The sequence below is a fragment of the Halobacillus aidingensis genome (assembly GCF_900104185.1).
Classification (GTDB): Bacteria; Bacillota; Bacilli; order Bacillales; family Halobacillaceae; genus Halobacillus; species Halobacillus aidingensis.
Map to the genome: position 1 here is coordinate 112,778 of NZ_FNIZ01000008.1, position 25,649 is coordinate 138,426.

Annotated in this window: 31 protein-coding genes; all 31 read right to left on the reverse strand. The window is 43.4% G+C overall.

Annotated elements, in window-relative coordinates; translation table 11 throughout:
• Nucleotides 1–22: 22 nt before the first annotated feature.
• The 31 genes from BLS23_RS09905 to flgC all read right to left on the reverse strand — a co-directional run bounded on the left by BLS23_RS09905 (nucleotide 23) and on the right by flgC (nucleotide 25,648).
• Nucleotides 23–316, reverse strand: coding sequence for a hypothetical protein (locus BLS23_RS09905; RefSeq protein ID WP_089652392.1), 294 nt, complete (start codon nucleotides 314–316; stop codon nucleotides 23–25).
• Entirely contained in the window at nucleotides 313–810 is a 498-nt protein-coding gene (locus tag BLS23_RS09910; protein WP_089652393.1) for a chemotaxis protein CheD, read from the reverse strand. The genes BLS23_RS09905 and BLS23_RS09910 overlap by 4 nt, the downstream gene beginning before the upstream one ends.
• On the reverse strand, nucleotides 803–1,447 hold the full coding sequence (locus BLS23_RS09915; protein WP_089652394.1) for a chemotaxis protein CheC: 645 nt from the start codon (nucleotides 1,445–1,447) through the stop codon (nucleotides 803–805). Before BLS23_RS09915 ends, BLS23_RS09910 begins: the two co-directional genes overlap by 8 nt.
• The gene (locus tag BLS23_RS09920; RefSeq protein WP_089652395.1) at nucleotides 1,440–1,907 is read right to left on the reverse strand and encodes a chemotaxis protein CheW; all 468 of its coding nucleotides are present in this window, start codon (nucleotides 1,905–1,907) and stop codon (nucleotides 1,440–1,442) included. Before BLS23_RS09920 ends, BLS23_RS09915 begins: the two co-directional genes overlap by 8 nt.
• An 18-nt stretch (nucleotides 1,908–1,925) precedes the next feature.
• Nucleotides 1,926–3,926 carry a chemotaxis protein CheA gene (locus BLS23_RS09925; protein WP_089652396.1) on the reverse strand — a complete coding sequence of 667 codons (2,001 nt, stop codon included), beginning with the start codon at nucleotides 3,924–3,926 and terminating at the stop codon, nucleotides 1,926–1,928.
• A 4-nt stretch (nucleotides 3,927–3,930) separates the two neighbouring features.
• The gene (locus BLS23_RS09930; protein ID WP_089652397.1) at nucleotides 3,931–4,980 is read right to left on the reverse strand and encodes a protein-glutamate methylesterase/protein-glutamine glutaminase; all 1,050 of its coding nucleotides are present in this window, start codon (nucleotides 4,978–4,980) and stop codon (nucleotides 3,931–3,933) included.
• Between the two features lie 4 nt (nucleotides 4,981–4,984).
• Nucleotides 4,985–5,842 carry a MinD/ParA family protein gene (locus BLS23_RS09935; protein WP_089652398.1) on the reverse strand — a complete coding sequence of 286 codons (858 nt, stop codon included), beginning with the start codon at nucleotides 5,840–5,842 and terminating at the stop codon, nucleotides 4,985–4,987.
• A complete protein-coding gene (flhF, locus tag BLS23_RS09940; protein ID WP_089652399.1) occupies nucleotides 5,826–6,929 on the reverse strand; it encodes a flagellar biosynthesis GTPase FlhF in 1,104 nt (367 codons plus the stop codon). The genes BLS23_RS09935 and flhF overlap by 17 nt, the downstream gene beginning before the upstream one ends.
• Nucleotides 6,926–8,956, reverse strand: a complete 2,031-nt coding sequence (gene flhA, locus BLS23_RS09945; protein WP_089652400.1) for a flagellar biosynthesis protein FlhA — start codon at nucleotides 8,954–8,956, stop codon at nucleotides 6,926–6,928. The genes flhF and flhA overlap by 4 nt, the downstream gene beginning before the upstream one ends.
• Nucleotides 8,957–8,973: 17 nt before the next feature.
• A complete protein-coding gene (gene flhB / locus BLS23_RS09950; protein WP_089652401.1) occupies nucleotides 8,974–10,059 on the reverse strand; it encodes a flagellar biosynthesis protein FlhB in 1,086 nt (361 codons plus the stop codon).
• A 5-nt stretch (nucleotides 10,060–10,064) separates the two neighbouring features.
• Nucleotides 10,065–10,841 carry a flagellar biosynthetic protein FliR gene (gene fliR, locus BLS23_RS09955; RefSeq protein WP_089652402.1) on the reverse strand — a complete coding sequence of 259 codons (777 nt, stop codon included), beginning with the start codon at nucleotides 10,839–10,841 and terminating at the stop codon, nucleotides 10,065–10,067.
• Nucleotide 10,842: 1 nt separating this feature from the next.
• Nucleotides 10,843–11,112: a flagellar biosynthesis protein FliQ gene (gene fliQ / locus BLS23_RS09960; RefSeq protein ID WP_089652403.1), complete on the reverse strand. Its 270-nt coding sequence runs from the start codon at nucleotides 11,110–11,112 to the stop codon at nucleotides 10,843–10,845.
• Nucleotides 11,113–11,129: 17 nt separating this feature from the next.
• The gene (gene fliP, locus BLS23_RS09965; protein WP_089652404.1) at nucleotides 11,130–11,795 is read right to left on the reverse strand and encodes a flagellar type III secretion system pore protein FliP; all 666 of its coding nucleotides are present in this window, start codon (nucleotides 11,793–11,795) and stop codon (nucleotides 11,130–11,132) included.
• Nucleotides 11,788–12,447, reverse strand: coding sequence for a flagellar biosynthetic protein FliO (locus BLS23_RS09970; RefSeq protein ID WP_167356066.1), 660 nt, complete (start codon nucleotides 12,445–12,447; stop codon nucleotides 11,788–11,790). The genes fliP and BLS23_RS09970 overlap by 8 nt, the downstream gene beginning before the upstream one ends.
• A gap of 12 nt (nucleotides 12,448–12,459) precedes the next feature.
• Entirely contained in the window at nucleotides 12,460–12,822 is a 363-nt protein-coding gene (locus BLS23_RS09975) for a response regulator (protein ID WP_089652406.1), read from the reverse strand.
• Between the two features lie 27 nt (nucleotides 12,823–12,849).
• The gene (fliY, locus tag BLS23_RS09980) at nucleotides 12,850–14,070 is read right to left on the reverse strand and encodes a flagellar motor switch phosphatase FliY (RefSeq protein WP_089652407.1); all 1,221 of its coding nucleotides are present in this window, start codon (nucleotides 14,068–14,070) and stop codon (nucleotides 12,850–12,852) included.
• Complete coding sequence (fliM, locus tag BLS23_RS09985) at nucleotides 14,063–15,064, reverse strand: flagellar motor switch protein FliM (protein WP_089652408.1); 1,002 nt, start codon at nucleotides 15,062–15,064, stop codon at nucleotides 14,063–14,065. Before fliM ends, fliY begins: the two co-directional genes overlap by 8 nt.
• A gap of 27 nt (nucleotides 15,065–15,091) precedes the next feature.
• Nucleotides 15,092–15,508 carry a flagellar basal body-associated protein FliL gene (gene fliL, locus BLS23_RS09990; RefSeq protein ID WP_089652409.1) on the reverse strand — a complete coding sequence of 139 codons (417 nt, stop codon included), beginning with the start codon at nucleotides 15,506–15,508 and terminating at the stop codon, nucleotides 15,092–15,094.
• The gene (locus BLS23_RS09995) at nucleotides 15,505–15,720 is read right to left on the reverse strand and encodes a flagellar FlbD family protein (RefSeq protein WP_089652410.1); all 216 of its coding nucleotides are present in this window, start codon (nucleotides 15,718–15,720) and stop codon (nucleotides 15,505–15,507) included. Before BLS23_RS09995 ends, fliL begins: the two co-directional genes overlap by 4 nt.
• Before the next feature lie 44 nt (nucleotides 15,721–15,764).
• Nucleotides 15,765–16,706 carry a flagellar basal body rod protein FlgG gene (gene flgG / locus BLS23_RS10000; RefSeq protein WP_089652464.1) on the reverse strand — a complete coding sequence of 314 codons (942 nt, stop codon included), beginning with the start codon at nucleotides 16,704–16,706 and terminating at the stop codon, nucleotides 15,765–15,767.
• A gap of 83 nt (nucleotides 16,707–16,789) precedes the next feature.
• The gene (locus BLS23_RS10005) at nucleotides 16,790–17,155 is read right to left on the reverse strand and encodes a TIGR02530 family flagellar biosynthesis protein (protein ID WP_089652411.1); all 366 of its coding nucleotides are present in this window, start codon (nucleotides 17,153–17,155) and stop codon (nucleotides 16,790–16,792) included.
• 1 nt (nucleotide 17,156) lies between these two features.
• Complete coding sequence (gene flgD / locus BLS23_RS10010) at nucleotides 17,157–17,624, reverse strand: flagellar hook assembly protein FlgD (RefSeq protein ID WP_089652412.1); 468 nt, start codon at nucleotides 17,622–17,624, stop codon at nucleotides 17,157–17,159.
• Between the two features lie 8 nt (nucleotides 17,625–17,632).
• Nucleotides 17,633–19,066, reverse strand: a complete 1,434-nt coding sequence (locus tag BLS23_RS10015; protein WP_089652413.1) for a flagellar hook-length control protein FliK — start codon at nucleotides 19,064–19,066, stop codon at nucleotides 17,633–17,635.
• A 26-nt stretch (nucleotides 19,067–19,092) separates the two neighbouring features.
• A complete protein-coding gene (locus BLS23_RS10020; protein ID WP_089652414.1) occupies nucleotides 19,093–19,668 on the reverse strand; it encodes a MotE family protein in 576 nt (191 codons plus the stop codon).
• A 4-nt stretch (nucleotides 19,669–19,672) separates the two neighbouring features.
• Nucleotides 19,673–20,122 (reverse strand): flagellar export protein FliJ, encoded by a 450-nt coding sequence (fliJ, locus tag BLS23_RS10025; protein ID WP_089652415.1) that lies wholly within the window; start codon nucleotides 20,120–20,122, stop codon nucleotides 19,673–19,675.
• Between the two features lie 12 nt (nucleotides 20,123–20,134).
• Complete coding sequence (gene fliI / locus BLS23_RS10030) at nucleotides 20,135–21,439, reverse strand: flagellar protein export ATPase FliI (protein ID WP_089652416.1); 1,305 nt, start codon at nucleotides 21,437–21,439, stop codon at nucleotides 20,135–20,137.
• The gene (gene fliH / locus BLS23_RS10035; protein ID WP_089652417.1) at nucleotides 21,432–22,193 is read right to left on the reverse strand and encodes a flagellar assembly protein FliH; all 762 of its coding nucleotides are present in this window, start codon (nucleotides 22,191–22,193) and stop codon (nucleotides 21,432–21,434) included. Before fliH ends, fliI begins: the two co-directional genes overlap by 8 nt.
• The gene (fliG, locus tag BLS23_RS10040; RefSeq protein WP_089652418.1) at nucleotides 22,177–23,190 is read right to left on the reverse strand and encodes a flagellar motor switch protein FliG; all 1,014 of its coding nucleotides are present in this window, start codon (nucleotides 23,188–23,190) and stop codon (nucleotides 22,177–22,179) included. The genes fliH and fliG overlap by 17 nt, the downstream gene beginning before the upstream one ends.
• 12 nt (nucleotides 23,191–23,202) lie before the next feature.
• The gene (gene fliF, locus BLS23_RS10045; protein ID WP_089652419.1) at nucleotides 23,203–24,810 is read right to left on the reverse strand and encodes a flagellar basal-body MS-ring/collar protein FliF; all 1,608 of its coding nucleotides are present in this window, start codon (nucleotides 24,808–24,810) and stop codon (nucleotides 23,203–23,205) included.
• Between the two features lie 62 nt (nucleotides 24,811–24,872).
• Nucleotides 24,873–25,178, reverse strand: coding sequence for a flagellar hook-basal body complex protein FliE (fliE, locus tag BLS23_RS10050; RefSeq protein ID WP_089652420.1), 306 nt, complete (start codon nucleotides 25,176–25,178; stop codon nucleotides 24,873–24,875).
• 17 nt (nucleotides 25,179–25,195) lie between these two features.
• Nucleotides 25,196–25,648 (reverse strand): flagellar basal body rod protein FlgC, encoded by a 453-nt coding sequence (flgC, locus tag BLS23_RS10055; RefSeq protein WP_089652421.1) that lies wholly within the window; start codon nucleotides 25,646–25,648, stop codon nucleotides 25,196–25,198.
• Nucleotide 25,649: the final 1 nt, after the last annotated feature.

A 25,649-nucleotide genomic window follows, 5' to 3' on the forward strand; every position in this document is an offset into this window, starting at 1 on the left:
TTGGTTATTATTACTAAGCTCTTTACGAGTCTTCATTCAATAATTCACGCACCATTTTCGATGTTTCCTCTGCATCCATTTCCGTGGATGATGCTGTTTGAGCCGAGTCTTGACTGTTTTCTGTTGTTTCGTTAGGTGCAGTGACGAGACTCCAAAATGATCGAAACACGTAAGATAGTACAAAAAAACTAAAAAAACCTATGGTTCCTCTGTAGATCGCTGTATCAAAAGTTGTCACTTTAGCGCTGATTGTACATACGAATAGAAAACCAAAAACAGCCGCCCATAAATTCCACAGAAGTGTCCCTTTCATCAAATCACACTTTCCCCTTGATTCACTTTCCTTATATGCAGGTCCGTTGTTTCAGGATTGAATTCAATCGTGCGCCCGCATCCCCCGCCGACGTCTTCAGCCAAAATCGGTATATGAAGGGATTGAAGATTCCCTTTCACCGCTTCCACGTTTCTCGGGCCTATGCGCATCATGTCACTGGAAGAGGTGAATTGGAACATTTGTGCCCCACCTGCCAGTTTCGCTTTTAAACGGTAGGATGAAGCTCCAGCACCTTTGAGGGCTGCCATCAAATCTTCGATGGCTGTATCTGCGTATTTCGCCCTTTTCAGCCCCTGCTTTTTCGCAAGGGAAGACTCAGGCAGCATAATATGAGCCATCCCCGCCAATTTTTTCACTTCGTCATAAAGGACGATACCAACACAAGACCCAAGCCCTGATGTACGGATCAAATCTGGAGAATGAACAATTCCCATATCTCCGATACCAATTCTTACAATCTGTCCTTCCTTAATCATCTTCACGCACTCCTAAGGAAGAAAAAATCTTCTGATAGGAGGAAGGATCGGGAAAAAGGAAGAAATGACCTTCCAGGAATTCACCTTCCCCTCCTTCTCCATCCGTTAGAGAAGTCTTGATGACAATGGCTGCATCACTCACTTGGGAGAGTTCAATTAACCCCATACTTAAAATAGCCCCCACCATATCTTGAGAAATCGATGGAACCGTTGATTGAATATCCAATTCTGTGAAATCGCAAAGCGCGGTAAGGTATGCACCTGATAGGATATTCCCTAATTCCTGGAGAGCAGACAAAGCCATTTCAGAACCCCCATCAAAACCCACGGAGGCGTTGGTCATAAGCTCTACAAAGTGACGGGCTTGGAAAGGAGCCATGATAAAGAACATGGTGCCCGGAGCCTCCCCTTCCATCCTTTGAAAAATGCTGACCACTTCTTTATCTGCTCCACCAGCAAGATCCATCACTTGATCAAAGTCCACCACTTCTACCCCTGGGACATGCATCTCTATTTTCTTATGAAGCAGTTTGGACAGAGATGTAGCCGCATGACCTGAGCCTATATTGCCGATTTCTTTCAAGACGTCCAATTGAATCGGACCAAATCGTTCAGTGAAATTCTTTGAATTAGACATAAAGCTCATTCAACTCATGAACGTCATCTTTGGCAAGAACTTTTTCTAAATTCAACAAAATGAACAGCCGCTGATCCATTTTGGATACCCCTTGGATATACGCTACCTCAACCGTGCCTACCACTTCTGGCGGAGGCTCGATGCTTTCTTCATCAAGATCCAAAACATCGTTTGCCGCATCCACGATCAAACCGACATTCATATCATGTATTTTCACGGTGATGATCCTTGTCGCATCAGTATCGTTTACTTCTTCGATCCCGAACCTCTCTCTCAAGTCGATGACTGGTGTAACAACCCCCCTGAGGTTCAATACCCCTTTTACAAATGATTTTGTGCCTGGGACACGGGTGATTGGCATCATCCGCTCGATGGAACCCACCAGATCAACCGGTACGGTGTATTCCTCATCATTGATTTGAAATACGATCACTTTCAGTTTTTTGTTTTCTTCTGTCACTTTCTGTTCCCTCCTTTGTTACTTGATTAAAGCATTGCTATCCAGAATTAATGCCACTTGTCCGTCTCCTAGAATGGTCGCTCCTGAAATGGCGAAAGCGCCAGATAAGTAATCACCAAGAGACTTCAAGACGACTTCTTGCTGTCCAATGAAAGAATTGACGACGAGAGCGGCCATCTTTTCTCCTTTTCTAACGATAACCACGGAGTAGTAGTCCTCTTCTTCCAATTCTTCCGGTACATCCAGTACATCTTTTAAAAAGAGGAGAGGAACGACTTTTCCTCGGAAGTCGATGACTTTTTTGTTATGGGCGTGCATGATCTCTTCTTTTTTCACAATGGCCGTTTCAATAATCGATGAAAGAGGAACAGCATATTTTTCTTTTTGCACTTCTACAAGCATGACGGAAATGATTGAAAGGGTGAGGGGCAACTGGATAGAGAATACACTCCCCTCATCCGGCACTGAATCAACAGAAATATTACCGCCAAGAGACTCAATCGTGCTTTTCACAACATCAAGCCCTACTCCTCTACCGGACACATCAGAAATCGTGTCAGCAGTGGAAAAACCGCTTTCCATGATTAAATCGTACACTTGAGAGTCTGTCATTGTCGCTGCCTGTTCTTCTGTGACCACATGATTGCTTACCGCTTTTCGGACGACTTTGTCCCGTGCTATGCCGCCGCCATCATCAGAGATTTCAATGAAAACATGATTTCCACTATGATAAGCTTTCAGTTCTAGCTTTCCTGTGGCAGACTTGCCTTTGGCTTCTCTTTCTCCCGGACCCTCAATACCGTGATCGATCGCGTTCCGAATGAGGTGGACGAGTGGATCACCAATTTCATCGATGACGGTCCGATCCAGTTCTGTTTCTGCCCCGACCACACTCAAATCGATTTTCTTATTCAAATCCTTAGAGAGCTGGCGGACCATTCTAGGAAATCGATTAAACACTTGCTCGACCGGGACCATACGCATGTTCAGGATAATGCTTTGCAAGTCCCCGGAAATCCTTGTCATTCTTTCGACCGTTTCACGCAGTTCGATGTGCTTCAGATCATCAGATATTTGTTCAAGGCGTCCCCGGTCAATGACAAGCTCCTCAAACAAATTCATAAGAGCATCCAGTCGATCAATGTTGATGCGAATCGTTTTGTTCCCTACCTGCTTTCCATCTTTCTCTTCTTTTTGAGCAGTCGGCTTTTCTTGTGCCGCCATTTCTTTTTGTGAGGGCTTCGATTCATCTTTCGTTTCTTCAGAAATTTGATAGACAGTAACATAAACATTTTCAATTTCGGATACTTTTTTAATTTTACTCTCTATGTCCTCTGCTGCATCTTCTGTAACAAGTAAAACGTGAAAGGTGGTTTCAAATTCTTCGTTTTCCAATGCTTCTACAGAAGGGGAAGACTTGATGACATCTCCTGCTTGCTCCAATATTTCAAAGACCATATAGACACGTGCGGCCTTTAAAAGACAATCCTCCCTTAATGCCACTTCAATCTGGTAATTGTTTTTTCCTAGTTCACTAGATTGTTCCAAGGCTGCTTTTGTATATTCATCAATCGAAAGCGTGGGGATGGTTTCATCCTGCTGTGGTGCGACTGCCACCGAAGCGACGGCTGAACCTCCGCTCCCGTTTTCAATATTCTTCAAAAGCTCGACGACCCTCTCGACATTTCTTTCTCCTGATCCGCCTTTTGAAATATCGATGACCATCGCTTCCAAATCATCGACAGAATCAAAAACGACATCCAAAATGCCTTCGTCCACCGTCACTTTCTCATTCCGGACCGCATCGAGGACATTTTCCATTTTGTGTGTCAAATTAGAAAGGTCTTGGTAACCCATCGTTGCCGACATGCCTTTTAATGTATGAGCAGACCTGAAGATTTCATTGACAATGGAAAGGTCCTGAGGGTTCTTTTCCAAATGTAACAGTTGGTCGTTGATGGATTGCAAGTGCTCTTTACTTTCATCAATAAAAACTTCCAAGTACTGATTGGTTTCCATAGGACTACCTCCTTTTATTTTGAAGAGATTCTACAATACTGCGACTAATTTCATTTAATTTCTGGACGTCATCGGCAAGACCTGATTTCACAATCGCTTTTGGCATGCCGTACACGACGCAAGTGCTTTCATCTTCTGCGATTGTGCAAACCGCTCTTCCTTGTTCCTTCATTGCGAGGATGCCTTCTAAACCATCAGCCCCCATCCCTGTCATGATGACAGCGGTGGTGGAGATCCCTGGCAGTTTTGCAATGGAAGAAAACATCACATTCACCGAAGGTCTATGACCATTCAGGGGTCTGGATTCATTTAAATGAATGACGAGGCGCTGGTTATGCTTTACAACTTCCATGTGATAGCCACCGGGTGCGATATAGGCAACACCGTTATGTATTTCCTCCCTATGTTCGGCTTCCTTCACTGAAATTTCAGACAGTCGATTGAGACGAGAAGCCAAGGATTTCGTAAATCCTTTCGGCATATGTTGAACAACTAAGATCGGTGCAGGAACGCTTCCGGGAAGAGATGTCAAAACTTCCTGCAAAGCTCTTGGTCCCCCGGTGGAGGTGCCGATGGCAATGACATGGCCTTCCTCTTTCATATCGTCAGGGACACGAACTTTTTCACTAGAGCTTTCGGATGGTGGATTCACCTTGGCCTCCCCTGCAATAAGAACCTTGCGGACGACATCTTTGTCTACCTTTTCCATATCAAGAGAAATGGACCCGGATGGCTTTTGTATGAAGTCCACTGCTCCAAGACTCATGGCTTTCATCGTGCTTTCCGCCCCCTCTTGCGTCAAACTGGACACCATCACTACAGGAAGGGGGGAACTTTCCATGATCTTTTTTAATGCTTCTAATCCGTCCATCACCGGCATTTCAATATCCATCGTTACGACATCAGGACGTAAGACATCCAACTTTTTCAGACAATCTTTACCGTTCCTCGCCGTCCCAACTACATGAATCCGGTGGTCTTTTTTTAAAATTTCCGTCAAAACACGCCTCATGAAGGCGGAATCATCGACGATTAATACCCTAATCTGCTTCATCTCTCTACCTCTCAAAAACAAATCTCTTTAATTTATCTACGAACGAAAGAGGGGACTCATGAGAGTGGCTTTCGTTCAAATAATCACGCACCAACTCCTCAAGGGATCGGCTTACTTTGCTTTTAGGCCTGTCGATCACAAATGGCTGCTGTTTATTGACCGCTTCAAGTACAGACCTGTCATCAGGTAAAACACCTAACAAAGCCACTTCCGCTTCTAAGAATCTCTCGACCACAAGGGATAGTCGATCGAAAGTATTCCTGCCATTTTTCTCGTTAAGCGAACGGTTCACAAGGATTTTTATCGGCAGACTTTTGTCTTTATGTACAAGATGCTTAATCATCGCGTAACCGTCCGTTAACGAAGTGGGTTCAGGAGTAGTAACAACGATCGCCTCATGGGCCGAGCTGATAAAATGCAGGCTGTCCTGAGTTGCTCCAGCTCCCATGTCGAAGAGGATATAGTCGAAAGACTTGGTCAGCTCTTCGAATTCGCTTTGAAAATAGGCGAATTTTGTTTGATCAAGTTCAAAAATGTGAGAGAGCCCCGAACCGCCAGCAATATAAGATAAGGATTCTGGCCCTAGTTCGATAATATCACGAATCGACATTTCTTCCCGAAACAAGTCGACAAATGTACGTCTTGGTGATTTCCCCATCAAAATATCTATGTTACCCATGCCGATATCCAGATCAAAGATCAAAACCTTCTTGTCATTTCTCATGAGCTGCAACGCAAAGTTGATGCAAAAATTCGACTTCCCCACACCGCCTTTCCCACTAGCAATGGCAATGGTTTTAGCTTGTTTTTCTCCTTCCATTTCTTGTATTCGCCTTCGAAGGACTTCAGCTTGATCTTTCATTTGCAAACCCCTCCATAATCTCTCTTGCAAGACCCATGGCCGAGGCTGTCTTAATGTCATCCGGTACATTTTGACCATCTGTCAAATAAGCGACTCCTACATCATGAGTAAGGACCATGTTTACGGCATTGCCCTTCCGTGCGGTTTCATCCGCTTTCGTGAAAATCAACTGATGGATCGGAATATCGTTGAATTGTTCGAGAATCTCGCTCATGTCGGCGAATTTACTCGTCAATCCTAAGACAAGGAAATTATCCGATTCCTCGTCAAAATCGATCATCTTCTGAAGTTCATGGATGAAGGATGAATCTCTGAAGTTTCTTCCTGCCGTATCGACAAGGACGAGGTCAAAATCCTGAAAACGTTCTTTTGCCTTCTTATAGTCCTCCATGCTATAAGCAACTTCTAGTGGAATATCCAAAATTTTTGCATATGTCTTCAACTGATCGATGGCAGCAATGCGATAAGTATCTGTTGTAATGAAACCTACCTTTAGTTGGTGGTTTAAAGCTGCATCCGCTGCAAGTTTCGCTAAAGTCGTTGTCTTCCCAACACCCGTCGGTCCAACTAAATGGATGAACTTCTTATCATAAGCAGGCTTTCCAAACTTCTTTTGCTTCATAGATTCATACAGTTCCAGTCTCAGGAGATTTTCAACCTCGGCTAAATCGTCAAGGCTGGCTCCCTTTTCTAATAGACGTTCAATCATATTTCCCGCCACATCTTCAGAGATTTCCTGTCCTAAAAGGAACTGATAGGCCATTTCTAGCTTTTCAGGATAGGCTTCTTTACGATTTTGAATTAAAGACCTTAGATTTTTCAATTCTTCCATGATTTCAAGGTTCGGGTTGAAAGGCGACACCGGTTCTTCATTTCTCTCGACCGGCTTTGTCTCATGCTTCGTTTGGTGCTCATCAGACGGATCAATGGCAGCAATGACTTCTGTAATATCTTTTTTGAACAGGCCTAAAAACCCACCCGACTTCTTCACTTTGGAATTTAGGATCACTGCATCTGTCCCCAATTCGGTTCTCACTTTTTTCATGGCTTCCGGCATTGTCGCAGCTTGAAATTTTTTTACTCTCACGCTACATTCACCACCCCTACACTCTGGACTTCTACCGTTGGTTCTAATTCGTTATAAGATAAAACAACGACTTGTGGTAAGAAACGATCAAGAAGTTGCTTCACATACATCCGTACCGCTGGTGAGCATAGAAGAATGGCTGTTTCTTCCTGTAAGGACATTTGTTCCACCTGTTCCGCTATCGCTGTAATAATGGTTTGCTGACTCTCAGGATCAAGGGCTAGATAACTTCCATGCTCTGTCTGCTGAATATGATCGGCAATGATCTTTTCCACTTTTCCAGAAACGGTAATGACTTTCACTAATTGATCGTCTTTTTTATACTGGTTCGTAATTTGCGCAGATAAAGATTGTCTCGCATATTCAGCTAACAGCTCTGTATCATTGGTCATTTTGGCAAAATCAGCGAGCGTTTCAAAAATGACAGGCAAGTTTTTCACAGAGACATTTTCTCGTAATAATTTCGCCAGGACTTTTTGTACATCTCCGACACGAAGCGGTTCTGGCGTTACTTCTTCAACGAGTATCGGATAGGATTCTTTCAAATGATCGATCAACTGCTGTGTTTCCTGTCTTCCGAGCAGCGCATGAGCCTGCTGTTTAATGACTTCAGTAATATGTGTCGATACGACAGATGGCGGATCCACAACCGTATAACCAGATAATTCCGCTTCATCTTTCTGGTCTTCTGTAATCCATTTTGCCGGAAGACCAAACGCAGGCTCTTGGGTGTCAATGCCATCGATGCCATCATCATCTCCTGGACTCATCGCTAAGTAATGGTCCAATAAAAGCTCACCTTGAGCTACTTCGTTCCCTTTCACTTTCAGGCGGTACTCATTCGGATTCAGCTGAATATTATCTCTGATCCTTACTACCGGGATGACTATTCCTAGTTCGATTGCCAACTGTCTTCGTATCATGACGATCCGGTCAAGGAGATCCCCTCCCTGGTTCGTATCCGCAATCGGGATCAAGGCATATCCGAATTCAAACTCAATCGGATCCATGCTGATCAAGTTCACAACGCTTTCTGGTGATTTCATTTGATCGCTCTCCGATTCATCCATCTCTTCAGGCTCTTCGAATTCCGGCTCTTTTTCCTGTCGGGATAACCAATACCCCCCAAAAGCGAGAACAGCAGCAATCAAAGTTGTCAGGAAGATTGGAATCGGTGTCAAACCAAGAAGGAAGATGGTTACAGCAGCAATGTAAAGCAACTTCGGATACCGAAGCAGCTGACTCGTGACATCTGTACTCAAATTACCTTCAGAGGCCACCCTCGTTACAACAATACCCGTCGCTGTCGAGATGAGAAGGGCAGGAATTTGACTGACGAGACCGTCCCCTACCGTGAGACGCATGTATGTATCAATCGCTTCACTGAAAGACATCCCCATCTGCACCATACCGATGATCAGCCCGAAGATGATGTTGATCAAAACGATGATGATTCCAGCGATGGCATCCCCTTTAACGAATTTACTCGCCCCGTCCATCGCTCCATAGAAGTCGGCTTCATTTTCAATTTTTTCCCTGCGTTCTTTTGCCTGGTGTTCGTTGATCATTCCTGCATTAAGGTCTGCATCTATACTCATCTGTTTTCCCGGCATCGCGTCCAATGTGAATCGAGCCGCAACCTCAGATACCCTTTCGGCACCTTTCGTGATGACGAGAAATTGGATGATGACCAAAATGACAAAAACAACAAACCCGACTAGTGGGTTACCACCAATGACGAACGTTCCAAATGTCGCAATGACTCCACCCGCTTCTGCTTCTGAGAGAATGGAACGAGTGGTTGAAACATTCAATCCCAAGCGGAATAAAGTTAGTAATAATAACAAAGTTGGGAAGACGGCAAACTGCAGAGCTTCATCCATGTTCATAGACACAAGGATGACAATCAGGGCTAGGGTAATATTGATTAGGATAAAAAAGCTAAGGAGCCAACCCGGCAATGGTATGACAAGCATGACGATAATTAAGATCACGCCGATAAGTACAGATAAATCTCTTGCTGACATAAGGGTTTACTCCTTTCTTACATTTTTCTTTCTAATTGATAGACATAAGCCAGCACTTCAGCAACAGCTTTATAAAACTGTTCATTAATCGGCTGGTCAATTTCTGAATGCTGGTACAAAGCTCTCGCCAACGGTCTATTTTCCACGGTGACCACGTCATTCGATTTCGCCACTTCTTTGATTTTTAGAGCGATAAAATCTACGCCCATAGCGACAACATATGGAGCATCTGACTTCGCTTCATCATACTTGATGGCGATCGCATAGTGAGTGGGATTGGTAATGACAACATCGGCATCCGGCACCTCACTCATCATCCTCGCAGCAGACATCTGCCGCTGCTTTTCCTTGATTTTAGCTTTGATTTGAGGATCACCTTCAATGTTCTTATGCTCATCCTTGATGTCTTTTTTGGACATGCGGATATTTTTTTCATGGTCGTATTTCTGATAGGTATAATCAAGGACGGATAAGATCAACAAGGCTAAGGCAGATGCCAGTCCCATGATAGTCGTAATCGTTCCGAAAAATGCCAGTGCGTCTTCCACCGATTTTTGTGACATCATCATCATTTGATCTTTGTTAACCCAAATGATGGCAAAGGTGATGACGCCGACCATACTGATTTTCAAGAGCGATTTCAGGAGCTCGACCAATGCCCTTGCTGAAAAAATCCTTTTCGCACCTTTGATGGGATCCAATTTTTTTAAATCCATTTTCAAGGGTTCTCCTGTAAACATGATCCCCACCTGAAGTAGATTCGAAGCAATCCCAGCAACGAGCGCTACACCCATAATCGGCGCGATGATTTTTGATATTTCCACGGTCATTTCTACAAACATGGCATGGGTCTGTTCTTGAGAAAGATCTTTATGTATGTACTCATTAAAGGCCACTTTGTACATGCCTTTCAGTGTCCCTTCCATATAACCACCGAGTAGGAAAAGCGTTCCGAATATAAGGAGCAGCAAAAAGCCCGTATTCACATCCTGACTTTTCGGGACCTGCCCTTTTTTTCTCGTATCTTCACGCTTCTTTGGTGTCGCTTTCTCTGTCTTTTCATCCGCAGCAAAATACTGGAGATCAAGCTTTAACCAAACCATTATTCTCAACCTCCAAATACTTGCATAAGATCACGCATCGTCGTCAGCATCGTTTCAAATAAATTCCTTATGAGCATCACATAAAAAGTCATCGCAATGACAAGCACAGAGAGTGCAACAAAAATTTTCAAAGGTAAGCCAACGACAAAGACATTCAACTGTGGGACGGTTCTCGCGATGATGCCGAGAGCGATATCCACTAAAAACAGACACCCTACGATCGGTATGGCCATGAGAAAGGCGATGACGAACATTTGGTTGAAAGATTGAATGACGAAAAGGATCCAACCTTCTTCCCTTAAAGGCAAAAATTGATCAATAGCAATCACTTCATAGCTGTAGAACACACCATCAATCATCAAATGATGACCATCAACTGCTAATATAAATAAAAGGGTAATGATATATAAATACTGCCCAATCAATGGACTTTGAGCCCCGGTTTGCGGGTCAATCACGTTAGCAATGGCAAAGCCCATCTGAAAATCGATGAAACCTCCAGCGATTTGTATCGCGGAAAGGATGATGTAGGCTAAGAGGCCGACACCGATCCCTACAGCCATCTCTTTGAACAATAAGAGAAAATACTCCCCGTCAATGATCAGTTCAGGTGCAGGAACCGTGAAGTACATGATCGCAGCCAAGAAAAAGCTGAACGCGACTTTATGTCTTGTCGGAACTGTCCGATATGAAAAAAGAGGAAGCGTGACGAAAAAAGACGTCACCCTGACTAATATAAGCAAAAACGCTGGCACATTGGCCAAATCTATCGTATCCAGCATGTTATCCCACCAGGATATTCAAGTTGTTAAAGATATTGGCGGTGAATTCAACCATATTGGTCAGCATCCACGGCCCAAAGACAATGAGACCGATCATAACCGCTACGATTTTTGGTATAAACGCAAGCGTCTGTTCTTGAATTTGCGTCGTTGCCTGAAAAATACTTACAAGCAATCCGATGGCAAGTGCCAAAATCAATAAGGGGCCAGATATAAGGAGGACGGTATAAATGCCTTCTTTCGCAAACGATATCACCATATTACTGTTCATTCTCTAAACCTCCGATCTTAAAAGCCTTCCAATAATGATTTTGATATTAAATACCAACCATCCACTAAAACAAAGAGTAGAATTTTAAATGGTAAAGAGATCATGACTGGTGGAAGCATCATCATTCCCATGGACATAAGGACACTAGCGACCGCCATATCTATGACGAGAAATGGAACAAAGATCATGAATCCCATTTGAAATGCCGTTTTCAATTCACTGATGGCAAATGCGGGAACAAGAGTCGTCAACGGGACGTCCTGTATGCTTTCAGGTGCTTCCAAGCCTGAATAATTCATAAACAAAGCCAGATCCTTTTGTCTCGTATGTTTTCCCATGAATTCTTTCATAGGTTCACTCGCTTCCTCATAGGCTTCATCCAACGTAATCTCTTCATTAAAGAGCGGCGTCAATGCTTGTTCATTCACTTCCTGAAACGTAGGAGCCATAATGAAGAATGTTAGGAATAATGCGATACCGATGAGGACTTGATTGGGGGGCATGGATTGAGTAGCCAATGAAGTCCTGACAAAAGACAAGACGATCAAAATCCTTGTAAAGCTTGTCATTAATATTAAAATTCCCGGCGCCAAGGATAGGACCGTCAGCAATAGAAGCAATTTGACAGAAGTTGCCACGCTCTCCGGGTCGGAGCTTGAGAAGATATCAATGAATTCATTCATAATCAGAATCCCTCCTCTTCTCATCCATGACTTTTTTCCTTTTATCTTTCATATCGTTCAATTGATTTTCAAACAGCTGCTGAAATTGTATAGAAGAATGGCTTTCTGATTCTTTCCTGTCTTTCCATTTGTCTGTCCATTTTTTTATGTTCAATTGAGGGGAGTGACCACCATTCAGATCTTGATTTATCAACGTCTGTTTCGTCTCTTCTTCAGTAATTTCTGTAATGATCTGTACCGTTTCCCCTACTCCTAGAATAAAGACCTGCCCTCCAATGCGGACAGCCTGGATGGAGCGGTTCGGACCCAGGTTCATCCCACCGAGATTTTCCATCGTGCGGTTTTGATTGAACATTTTATTTTTTTGATTAAAGAACTTAAGCAATCCATATAGGAGAGCCACCACAAAAATCAATGCAAAGATGAGCTTAACCACTTTCCACACAAGACTGCCCCCGGTATCCATTTCAACAGGGGAATCTGATGTTTGCTGATCTTCCTCCTGCCCACCTTCAGACGAAGGACAACCCTCGAGTTGAGGGTTCTCCAAACATTCAAAGGCCGTGGGCTGTGCAAGTCCTTGTCCAGGAAACACACCCATCATCAGGATGAACAGAATAGCTGCAACTGTCACTCTTGATGTATAAACCATGTGCATTCCTTCTTAACTCAACGCTTTTTGGATAGCCTCGATCACTCGATCAGCCTGGAATGGTTTTACGATAAAATCTTTCGCTCCAGCTTGAATGGCATCCACAACCATGGCTTGCTGTCCCATAGCCGAACACATAATGACTTTGGCATCCGGGTATTGGCCTTTGATTTCTTTCAATGCCGTGATTCCATCCATCTCCGGCATCGTAATATCCATCGTGACCAAATCCGGTTGCTCCTCTTTATATAGCTCGACTGCTTTCTTACCGTCTTCCGCTTCTCCAGCAATTTCATAGCCATTTTTCGTTAAAATATCTTTCACCATCATTCTCATAAATGCCGCATCGTCTACGATTAATATTCTTTCTGCCATGTTAAATCCTCCCTAGTAATCCATTGTTTATCGTAATTTTGTCAAACGTTCTTTCGGACTCAAAATATCCGTCACCCGTACGCCGAAGTTCTCATCAATGACGACAACTTCTCCTTTGGCCATCAGTTTCTCATTGACATGGATGTCCACGGGCTCTCCAGCTAATTTATCAAGTTCGAGCACGGAACCTGATGATAATTCCAATATTTCTCTTACGGAACGCTTTGTACGTCCAAGCTCTACCGTTACCTTCAATGGAATGTCCATCAACATATCCAAGTTCTTTTGCTCGGACCCATTCAATTGAACAGGACTGAAACTTTGAAATTCTGCCGTTTGGACATTTGCATCTTGTGCTGTTTGGCCGGCTGGTCCTCCTACATATTGCGGGGAATGAGGAGCCTCCTTTGTAGTAGAAGATTCATAGAATGTGTTGTCAGGCATGCTTCGCCTCTGTTCTTCTTGCTTCTGTGAAGAAGGCTGTTCTTGCACCTGTTCAGGTTCACTCTTTGAAGATGGTTCTTCTGAAGCCCTGAAGCTCTCTCCAACCGTGGGTTCTTCCTGCTGTGGATTCATTAATTCTTCTACAAGCTCTTTCGCAAAGCTCACAGGGATGAGCTGCATGATATTTGAATCAATTAAATTTCCTACTTGAAGCTGGAAGGACACTTTTACAAGCACTTCCTCATCAGGAATCTTATGCGTTCCTTCATCCTCCTCCAAATCCAGCACATCGATGGCCGGCGGAGATATGTCTACTTTTTTGTTGAAAATCGTGGACATACTTGTAGCCGCAGATCCCATCATCTGATTCATCGCTTCCTGTACGGCGCTCAATGCAATTTCATTCAAATGTTCATCTGGATCTGTACCGTCACCGCCCAACATCAAATCAGCAATAATTGCGGCATCCTTCGTTCGAATGACGAGTACATTTTCCCCTGAAAAACCATGGGTATAGGTAACGCCGATCGCTACGTGCGGCTTCGGAAATTCATCAGGTAGATCTTTCCTTTCCAACACCGTAATCTGCGGCGTCGTAATATCAACCTTTTGATTCAATAGCGAAGAAAGTGCAGTCGCTGAACTTCCGAATGAAATGTTGCCGATCTCACCTAAAGCGTCTTCCTCCAGCGGCGAAATCGTTTCTTCCTCTGCTAAACTCGAGGGTCCCTCTTCGTTGTCCGTGTCACCCCCGCCGTTCAATAGCGCATCAATTTCATCTTGGGATAACATATCATCACTCATTTTCTCCGGCACCCCCTTGATATTCCTCTAACACTTGCACAGCCAGCTTATTTTTGGATTTCCCTGGCTGTATGTAAAATTTCACTTCATCATCAACTTTCATTTTCAGCGGTTGGTCGATCGGCTGGTCGAGTCGAATGACATCTTCTTTACCTAAGCCCAAAAATTGCTCTATGCTCATGTCGGCCTCTCCCAATACCGCCCGAACATCCAACTCCGCTTCCTTAATCGTATGGCTGATCGCTTGCACTTCCTCTGGATCGCGATTTTTCGGCTTTTCTTTTTGCATCCAATAGTGAACGGATAACCTCGGGATAATCGGTTCTAATACGACATGCGGTATACATATATTGATCATTCCGCTAGTCTCGCCTATGGTCGTGTTCAATGACACGACGACTACGGTTTCATTTGGTGAAACCATCTGCAAAAATTGCGGATTCACTTCAAATTCTTCCAGTAAAGGATCGATATCGACAATCGAGCCCCATGCTTCTTGATAATTTTCCAAGGACCTTTCAAAAAGATGGGACATGATCGTTGTTTCAATTTCGGTCAGATTCTCCACTTTGTTGACGCTGCTTCCTTTACCTCCAAGCACACGATCCATCATGGCATAAGAAACGTTTGGGTTTGCTTCTAACAAAATCCGTCCTTCAAGGGGAGGCACGCTGAAAATATTCAGGATCGTCATCGTAGGAATCGATCGGATAAATTCTTCATAAGGCAACTGATCCACCGATGCCACTTCAATGTTCACATAAGTTCTCAGCTGAGCTGAAAAATAGGTCGTCAACAATCTGGAAAAATTTTCATGTATTCGTGTTAAGCTTCTGATCTGATCTTTAGAAAAGCGGAGCGCTCTCTTAAAATCATAAACCCTTACCTTCTTTTCCTTTTTTTCTTTCTTTAGCTCTTCTGCATCCATCTCTCCAGTAGACAGGGCTGAAAGCAATGAATCGATTTCATTCTGCGAGAGAACCTCTTCTGCCAAAACCTCACCCCCCTTTCTTTTTCTCTATTATTGAAGGACTTTGTTTACCGTGTAGACGTCTGTGACTTCTCCTTCAGACATGAATTCATTCAGTTTCAATTTCACCTTCGCTTCAAGGTCTGATAATCCGGACTGAAACGTCTCTGAATCCATGGTCGATAATTCTTTCAGCAAAACATTCTGCATTTGAAAATCTCTCTTTTTTAATTCTTCCATAGACTCTTTGCTGTCCGTCACGACACGGAAGCTGATGCGGACATAATCTCCGTTTTGCAAGTCCGTGGTAATCTCTTCTGTTAAAAAAGAGGCTTCACGAATATCATCGATCGATCGATCTCCACTCGCTTCGCTTTCCCCATTAAAATTGAGCACAAGCACAAGCGCTACGACACCGATGACAGTCAAAGTACTTAGCGTAATCACCATCACTTTAAATCCATTCATTTGCCTTCACCTGCCTTGTCTGACGCCCTGACCAGACCGATTTCTTTGTAAAACCTAGTGACCTGCTCAACCACCTGTCCTTCACTCTCTTTCACAAGGAACGTCCGGCCGGTGGTTGTTATCACTGTCGTATCAGGGTTCGATTGGATCTGCTCTATGTAGATTGCGTTGAAAGTAAAAGGCTGACCATTTAATTTAGTTAAAGTAATCATCGTTATATAGAGAGGGGCGTTTATTCAGGCCCCTCTATCCCCTTTTATCGTTTCAAGTTGACGAGCTCTTGTAAGATTTCATCCGATGTCGTGATGATTCTTGTGTTGGCCTGGAACCCACGTTGAGCGGTGATCATTTCCGTGAAAGATTCAGCAAGATCGACGTTGGACATCTCCAGGGCCCCGGATACCATCTGCCCCGTTCCGTTTTGTCCAGCAACAAGAAGGTCATCAAACCCAGCGATAGGCTCTCCAGCATTTTGTGTATATTGGAAGGTATTTCCACCTAGTTTTTCTAGTCCGCTTGGGTTAGGGAAGTTCGCCAATAGTACCCGGCCGGCAACTTGTGGGTTCCCATTTTCATCAACATAATTAACCGTACCATCTGTTTGAATGCTGAAACTTTGAGCATTCTCAGGAATCGTGATAATTCCTGCGGCTTCTTCATTTGCAGCGTTTAATATGGGTTGTGAACTAGGAGTATCATTATCATCTGTAATAGATTCATAAGGCTGCCCGATCAGATACTTCCCTTCGTTACTTACGATCGCTCCATCAGAATCAAGGTAGAAATTACCTGCCCGTGTAAAACTCTGATTTACACTTCCAAGGTCAATTGTTTTAACACTTGGATCAATAAAGTCGCCCCCCGCTTCAGCGAGTACGAACATTCCATCACCCTCAAGAGAAAGGTCTAGTGGACGGTTCGTTGTTTGTCGGTTTCCTTGGGTGTGTATCGTATCGACCGAACCGACCTGTGAACCCAGCCCGACTTGTGAAGGGTTGAGCCCACCTCTTACATTTCCATCATCTCCAGCAATCGGCCCTTGAGCTGCAGACATCGTCTGACTCATCATATCCTGAAAAGTGACCCTTCCTTTTTTGAAACCATAAGTATTGACGTTAGCGATGTTGTTTCCAATCGTATCGAGCTTTGTCTGAAAACCTTTCATACCAGAAATCCCTGAATACATTGAACGTAGCATTTTGACGACATTCCTTTCCTTCGGTAGATTCATCTGCATCGATCGGTCAGCAGATGGGCAAGGCCTCCCGTTCAGGGTCCAGCCTATTCGTTTACAAAAATCGTTCCATTAATGTTCGTGAAAATTTGAGATTGCGTTTCACTGCGGTCCATAGCTGTCACGACCGTTCGATTCTTTGAGCTGACCACAAGTGTTGCTTCGTTGAGCACAACTAATGATTGGTCCACACCTTTTTTATTAGCTTCAGTCATTTTCTCTCCGATTTTTGACCAGGCTTGTTCACTGATCTCAATCTTACGGTCTCTGATCCGCTCCATCGCATGTTTACTCACTTTGATCTCTTTCGCTTCTTGAAGAAACTGTTGAAAGGGAACGTTAGGTTTCTGATTCAGCGGTTCCTTTTTCGGTATGGGTAACGGTCGATGTAATGATTGAATGCGCGGGTCCATGTTATTCCTCTTCGACTGGGGTCTCAGAATTACCGTTCACTTCACCGACTTTAGTAATGTATTCTACTGAGATTTTCTCCCCTGATTTAAGTTCTAAGTACGTTTCTGCCCCATTCTGATTGACTGCTTGAACAACATCTGTTTCTGTGCGATCCAATAATCCTGTTTCCTGATCATAAACAGGATAAGAGACTTCTTTTCCAATCAATCCACTATATTGAATAAGCGGAGGGAGATTCTGATTGTCCATGAATCTTTGAAAAGACTGCGACATATTGGTCATCTGTTCCAAGCTTGAGAACTCTGTCATTTGAGAAATGAACTCTTTGTCTTTCATAGGGTCCAACGGATTTTGGTTTTTAATTTGGGCCATGAGGATTTTCAAGAAGTCATCCTTACCGAGCGTACTGCTTCCAGAACTAAGAACCTGCTGGCTTTTCAAATATAGAGAAGGATCAATACTTGTCATACCATCACCTATACTTTCTCATTCATTAATATTTCGTGGAAAGAGAGTTCTTCGTCATTTGAATCTTCCACGTGGTCCTGTTCAAAATCATGCTTTTGTTCCCGCTGCTGATCCTGGTCTTTTTTGCCGCTATCCAACTGCTCATGCATCTGTTGGTGCAAAGCGGAGGCTTCCACTTTCTCTATCACCACTTGCTGCGGGGAAAACATATGTCTCAACTGCGATTTGTTTCCTTCCAGCATCTCTTTGGCTGCTTGACTCGTTACGAGTATTTTCACAGCCAATTCTCCATTGATTTGAGCAAATCTTACACTAAGATCCCCGAGGTTTCCTGGTTTCAACTTAATCAGCATTTCCATGTTGCCTTTGGGATTTGCAAACATGCGACTGGATTGAATGATTCTCTCCATCTCACTGATCAACTGTTTTTGAGAAGATGAGCCGTCTTGAGTCTGATTCATATGGATGACATGCTGTTCCACTTTTGTCATGGGTATTGTTGAAACATTAGATAATGGCTGATGCTTGGATGCTTGAAGGTTAGAATCTTGCTGAACTTCCTCTCCCAAAGCTTGCTTCACCCATTTGACGATGTCCTTACCTGTCACCGGTGTTTGTTGATGATAGGATTTAGGCACATCCATTCGGTTTTGATACATATGGACCAGCTTATAGAACACCTGTCGTTCTTGAATAGAAGCTTCTTTGGAAACCCGTTCCAGTACACCCTGTCCTAGTCCTTTTTCTTTGCTCGGTAAAGACTCGACGAGTTGCATGAATTTCTGCATCAACTCTTTCATTTCTTTACCTGCTTTATGAGGAACCTGAGACGAAGAATGATCTTCAGTAAAGGTCTGAATGATTTTTCTCATCTCCTGCCATGTCTTATGTATGTCTTTTTCTGTGTTGACAGGATTTGAATTGGATGGGATTTCTTTTCCAGTGAATGATGATGAAACAAGGTTGAACATTGAGCTTTCACCGTTCTCATTGACTGCCTTCATCAGGGATGTCAGTTCCTTGAATGTCAGGGCTAGTTCTTGATTCTCAACGGATAAGTCGGAAAAAGTTGCTTCAGGTATGAACTGTTGTTCCAACTCTTTCATGGATGAAACCACCTTCGAGAATAGTCCTCCGGAAGCCGCTTCTTTAGCTCTTCGGATGGTTTCTTTCCAATCCATCCCTTCGCCATCAGGCCCTTCCCCTTGTTTAACCAAGTTTGAAATCATCGCCTCGATTTTTTCGATCAGCTTTAGAAAATTCTCTTCCATTTCTTCTGCATGGATTTCTTTCTCATCCGTCATTGCGGACATCCCTTGGAGTTCGATGAGAAGAGATCCAAAAAGTGCTTTTTCCGGCTTTCCCTCGACATTTTCTTTCGTATTAGGATTCATTACCATTTTTTGAGAATTCCCTATCATTGTCATCATAGCTGTATTCATTTTTTACACCCCCTTTCAAGGAAGAATTATTCTTCGATAAGCATACTCGCGATGTTTGCTGCAGCTTCAGGATCCATCTGACCTAGGATTTCTCCTCTTTCTTCACTAGCTACATCATTCAAGACTTGCACCGCTAAATTTTGGTTCATATTTTCAAGAATAGGAGCCGCTTCTTCTGGATCCATTACCTGAAAAGATTGAGCCATTTCTGCCGCTTTTGAATTTTCGTTGTTCCCATCTTCTGATCTTGCCTCTTCCAAATCGGCTCTCAACTGCACTACCTGTTGTTCCAACTCATTGATTTGATTTTGCTTACTGTCAGCTTCTGATTGCAGTTCTTCCATCTCAGCTTCTTTGTTGGCAATGACGGCCTGTAATCGGTCCATTTCGCTGGCCTCTGAATTTTGACCTTCGGATGAAGCTGGAGTGGATAGACCTGGAATACGACTGGCATACTTCTCAGCTTCTTCAAAAACATTCACACCACTTAACGTAAGAACAATCAATAACAGCGTAATTAGGAAAATCAAGGGAAAGAAAATGGCAGCGATGATTTTAGAAAAAGATTTCTTGTTTTTTTGCGTATAGGCACTCTTTGCCATTCCATCACCTATTCTGAAAATTTAAGTATTGTTGCATAGATAATTCATCCATCTGTTTATTTTCTTCGTTTTTCATAAGATGCCATTGCTCGTCCCGCTTATGCTCTACAATTTTTTCAAACTTTTTCACCTCTATATGAGCAGCCGAAAGTTTGACTTGTTTTTGCTGCATATTCACTCTGGCTTTCTGGACAGCGGGCTGAAGGTGATCGATCGTCTCTTGTAAACCTTGTATGTATCGTTGATGTCGGACGATGGCCTCCGCTCTCACGGTATGGTTTTTCATCTCTTCCTCAAAGCTTTTTTCCGCTACTTCTTTCTTCTTAAGACATTCATAAAGTTTTTCTGCCTGTTTTTCGAAATTGTTGACAGCATCCTGATATATCTTCTGAGTCTTCTGCTTCTCTCTATCTCTCAGATCTCTGATTCTTTGGAATGTTTGAATATCAGCCATGTTTGCAGCCTCCTATACGAACAGATTTCTCAAATCTTCCACTGACTTCTCAAAACTTGCCGGTTCGTGAATCCCTTGTCTTAAAAATTCAATGATCGCAGAGTGATAGGAGATCGCTTGGTCGATTTCCATACTCGACCCTTTTTTATAAGCTCCAATTTGGATCAATTCACTATTCTCTTCGTAGGTAGCTAAAAGAGCCCGAAGCTTCTCAGCAGATTCTTTATGTTCAGGAGAAGCAATCTGCTTCATCACACGGCTGATGGATCTTAAAATATTGATGGCTGGAAAATGTCCTTGTTCTGCAAGTTTACGATCGAGAACAAAGTGACCATCGAGAATTCCCCTTACAGTATCGGAAATCGGCTCATTCAAATCATCGCCGTCAACTAAAACCGTATAAAAAGCAGTAATCGTTCCGTTCGTACTTGACCCTGTTCGTTCTAATAATTTTGGTAAGAGGGCAAAAACGGAAGGGGTATAACCTTTTGTCGTAGGTGGCTCGCCGGTAGCGAGACCAATTTCACGCTGCGCCATAGCGAAACGCGTAACAGAGTCCATCATTAAATTGACGTTATACCCTTGGTCGCGAAAGTATTCACTAATGGCTGTCGCGGTATAAGCTCCTTTCACTCTCATCAAGGCAGGCTGATCGGAGGTGGCCACGACGAGGATCGAATTTTTCAATCCATCCTCTCCCAGGTCATTCTCAATGAACTCTCTCACTTCTCGCCCTCTTTCACCGATCAGAGCGATCACATTCAAATCAGCTGAGCTGTTTCTAGCGATCATTCCCATCAAGGTACTCTTACCAACCCCACTTCCTGCGAAGATGCCGACTCTCTGTCCTTTACCGACAGTCAACAAGGTATCAACAGCTCTTACGCCGACTTGAATCGGTTCATGAATCGGTGGGCGCATGAGAGGGTTTGGAGGATTTTGATCTGTCGGATACCCCTTTAAACCAAGTGGCATTGCCGCTCCATCTAACGGGTATCCCGTAGCATCCAGGATCTTACCGACAAGTCCCATCCCTACTTTGACTCGCATGGGTTCACCGGTTGCTTCGACAATGCTGCCAGGTCGTACTTCTTTCACTTCACGAAAAGGCATTAAGAGGATGTTTTCATTGTTGAAACCGACAACCTCGGCCGCGATCTTTTCTTTTTGCTCAGACGTATGTATATAACACAAATCACCGACAGAGGCTTCCGGTCCTTTTGATTCAATCATGAGTCCGACAACTCTATGAATTTTCCCGTACCTTTTCATAGATTCTGCACTTGCGATCGCATCAAAGTAACGCTGACTATTCATTTCCCATCTCCTCATTCGCAACCGAGAGCAGTTGCTGTCTGAGTTCTGATAACTGTGTATCAATACTTCCATCAAGCCTTCCAAACTGTGACTCCACGATACAGGCGTCAGGGTCTAACTCTTCTTCTGCGTAAATGCTCAAATGCGAAGATGGAGTGATCAACCGTTCAAGTTCGTCAGACTGTTTATGGACAAAATCGTATTTTTCTGGATGGACATACAAAGCGACTTCGGGTTGCCCTTTGACCTCTTCAATCACTTTTTTAACCACTGGCAAAAACAATGTCGGGTCTTCTTCGAGTTTCACGTTGAGAATTTTCTCGGCTGTTTTCATAGCCACTTCTACGATCGACCTTTCACTATTTGTAACCATACGGTCATGCGAAGCTTTCGCTTGCTGGATGATTTCATTAGCCTGGGATAGTTTGTTTTGTAAGGCGTCGTATCCTTCCTTATGACCTTGCCTGAAACCCTGGTCCATCCCTTTTTGATAGGCTTCATTTTCTATCACTTTTTTCTCTTCTTGCCAAGTGGCTTTCAGAGACTCTATTTCTTCTTCCGTTGATCGAATCAACTGTTCTCTTTGATTCCTTGCTGCCGCTAAATCTTTTTGCGCCTGTTCTAACTCTTGATTGATTTGGAGACTTTTTTGCTCCTGTTCATTTTCCTGGACGTACGGTTCTTGAATATGAACGGGTCTTAAGCCAATGACTCGGCTATTTAGTGAAGGTCCATCCTTAGACAATGATGTCATCTCCTCCACCTCTTGCTATCACGATTTCACCAACATCTTCTAAACGGCGAATCGTAGAAACCACTCTCGTTTGGGCCTCTTCCACATCCCGAAGCCTGACGGGTCCCATGAACTCCATCTCTTCTTTGAAAGTAGTCGCCATCCGTTCAGACATGTTACTGAATACGATGTCTTTGACTTCTTCACTCGACACTTTAAGCGACAGACGCAGATCATCATTTTCAACATCACGGATGATTCTCTGAATTGCCCGGTTATCAAGAGCAACGATATCTTCAAAAACGAACATCCGTTTCTTAATTTCTTCCGCCAATTCCGGATCCTGTATTTCAAGAGAGTCAAGAATCGTTCTTTCTGTACTACGATCAACACCATTCAAAACTTCCACGACGGCTTGTATCCCACCTGTTTCTGTATAATCCTGGGTCACCGTTGTCGATAACTTTTTCTCGAGGATTTGTTCAACCTGACTAATCACTTCAGGGGAGGTGGAATCCATTGTCGCAATTCTGCGGGCCACGTCTGCCTGAAGTTCTTGTGGAAGTTCTGATAAGATCTGTCCTGACTGTTCAGGGTCAAGGTAGGACAAAACGAGCGCAATCGTTTGTGGATGCTCGTTTTGAATGAAATTAAGAATCTGATGAGCATCTGCCTTTCTTGCAAAATCAAACGGTTTCACTTGCAAAGAAGAAGTGAGGCGTCCGATGATATTAGAGGCTTCATCTGAACCTAGCGCTTTCTCAAGAATTGTTTTTGCATACCCGATTCCACCCTGCGAAATATAATCCTGTGCTAAAGCAATTTGATGGAACTGGTCTAGAATTTCTTCCTTTTCTTTACTATCTACTTTTTGAACAGAAGAGATTTCCAATGTCAATTGTTCGATCTCTTCTTCATCTAAGTGTTTGTACACCTGGGCAGCAACATCAGGCCCAAGGGAAATCAACAGGACAGCGGCTTTTTGCTTGCCTGTCAACTCTGACTTTCTCAAGGCCATACAAAGACCTCCTTAATCTTCCGCAATCCATGATCGCAATAATTTCGCAAAATCTTCCGGTTTTTCTTTGGCCATTTTTTCCAACTGTTTACGTTTACGCGTCCCATCATCTTCTCGTTCTTCTATGGAAGGGACTTCCCGAGGCTTAGATTCTTGTACCTCTTCTTCAAACATCATGTACTCTTCTTCTTCATCTTCCTTTGCCCTCTTCTTGCGGGTAAGGACAATGAGAAGTACGATAATCGTAAATAGGAGCAGACCTCCTATAATGTAAGCCCAAAGAGGAATGCCTTCACCTGATTCAGGGAATTCTGGTTCTCCGTTGAACTCCTGGAATACGATCGATACTTTTTCTTGTGTATCCACTTCTCCGTACTCGCCATTAATTGATGTTGTAATCATCGAATCCACAATGGACTGGACGCTCTCTTGTACGGTTTGTTGCTCTGCGGCGGTCAGGTATTCGATCTCACCCTCCGGTCCGACGCCTTTGGTATTATCGATTGCTACTTGAATGCCTAAGTCCCTTACCTTATACGGGCTTTCTTCAATATTCTTCTTAATTCTGTTGAACTCGTTATTAATGGTTTCCCGGTTCATCTCGTAATCGCCGCCAGCGCCTTCTGCGCCAGCAGGATATTCCGGAATGTCCCCTTCTTCCGTACCTACAGGTCCACCTTCAGGCCCACCGCCTTCGTAAGTCTCTTCGATTCTTTCTACACTTACAGGCAGCCCTTCCATCGTTTCAGGATCTACCGGCTCTACCAGTTCCTCTACGCGATTTTCTTTAGTGAAATCGATGTCTGCGGTTACGGTAGCAATCACTTTCTGCTGACCGATCATCATTCCGAGCATGCGTTGCAAACGTTGCTTAATGTCTCTTTCAATGTCTTTTTTTACATTTTGTTGATATGTATAAGCATTTTCAGAGCCACCCATCGGTGAATCATTTATGTCAAAATAGTTAAAATTTTGATCCATAATGACGATATTATCTTTAGGCAGGTTCGGTACTGACTTTGAAGCTAAATTATAAAGAGCTTCGATTTGTCCATTTTCTATTTGATATCCAGGCTGGACATTGAGCACAATCGAGGCGGAGGCCGGTTGCCCAGATTCAGAAACAAAAATCTGCTCTTCCGGCATGTTGATCATGACTTGAGCATCCTGAATGCCTGTGATGCCTTTCATTAAATTTGCAAGTTCGGTCTGCATCGCATCCAGTTTGATGACATCAAACTCATTATCCGTCATCCCCCAGGAAATATTTCCACTGAAGAAACCATAATCGATTGTTCCACTATTGGGCAGTCCAGCGGCTGCGAGGTCCACGAGCAACCCTTCTGCCTGTGTGTCTGGAACAAGGATGGTAGATCCTCCTTGATCAAGCTCATATGTAACCCCTCTGGTTTCAAGTTCCGTCTTAATTTGTCCAATTTCCTGTAAAGTCAAATCTCTGTATAAGGGAACCATTTTCGTACTTGAGGCGAAAACACTTGTTAGGACAAGGAGGATAATGATGGCAGCCATTCCGCCGATCATCCACCCCTTTTGTGATTTTTTTCGCTCTTTCCAAAAGGTTGTCATTCTTTCTTGATATTTTTTTATTTTTTCTTTCATAGTTGCCCCCAAAAAAAGCACGACCTAAGCGAATGGTTTAGTGCGAATTAAATATAGTAGCGTCACACCTGCATACGCATGACTTCTTTATATGCTTCTACGACTTTACTTTGCATTTCTACAGCAGTTTTCATAGTGATACTTGCCTTTTGTGAAGTGATCATTACATCATGCAAATCATTGATTTCTCCTTGAGCAAGAGCCTTTGTCTTATCATTAGACAAAATTTGAGCTTCATTAACCCCTGCAATTGCACTTTTTAACTGATTGGCAAATGTAGCATGAGCTTCGCCAGGAGAAACATTTTTCTTCCATTGTGTTTGAGAAGGTTGGCTTAAGGGGATAGTGTTCACTAGATGGTTTGACATTTTGGATTCTCCTTACCTTATCTTCCGATTTCTAAAGCTTTCATTAGCATACTTTTCGATGCATTGACGGCCGTAACATTCGCCTCATAAGAACGCGTGGCGCTCATCATATCGACCATTTCCTTTAAAGGATCGACATTAGGCAGTTCTACATAACCATCCTCATTGGCATCCGGATGATTCGGATTATAAACGAGTTTAAATGGCTCATCATCTTCCATGATTTCTGTTGCTTTCACACCACTTCCTTGCGAGGAATCCGTGGCTGCTTTATGTAAAAAACTTTTGAAGTTGTTTTCAGTCGGCTCAAAGACGACCATTTTGCGCCTATATGGCTGCCAATCCCCATTCTCATCAATTTTGGCTCTTGTGGTGTTTGCATTCGCCATATTCGATGAAGCCACATCCATTCGTAAGCGCTGAGCTGTAAGTGCGCTTGCGCTATTATTCATAGCATGAAAGATACTCATC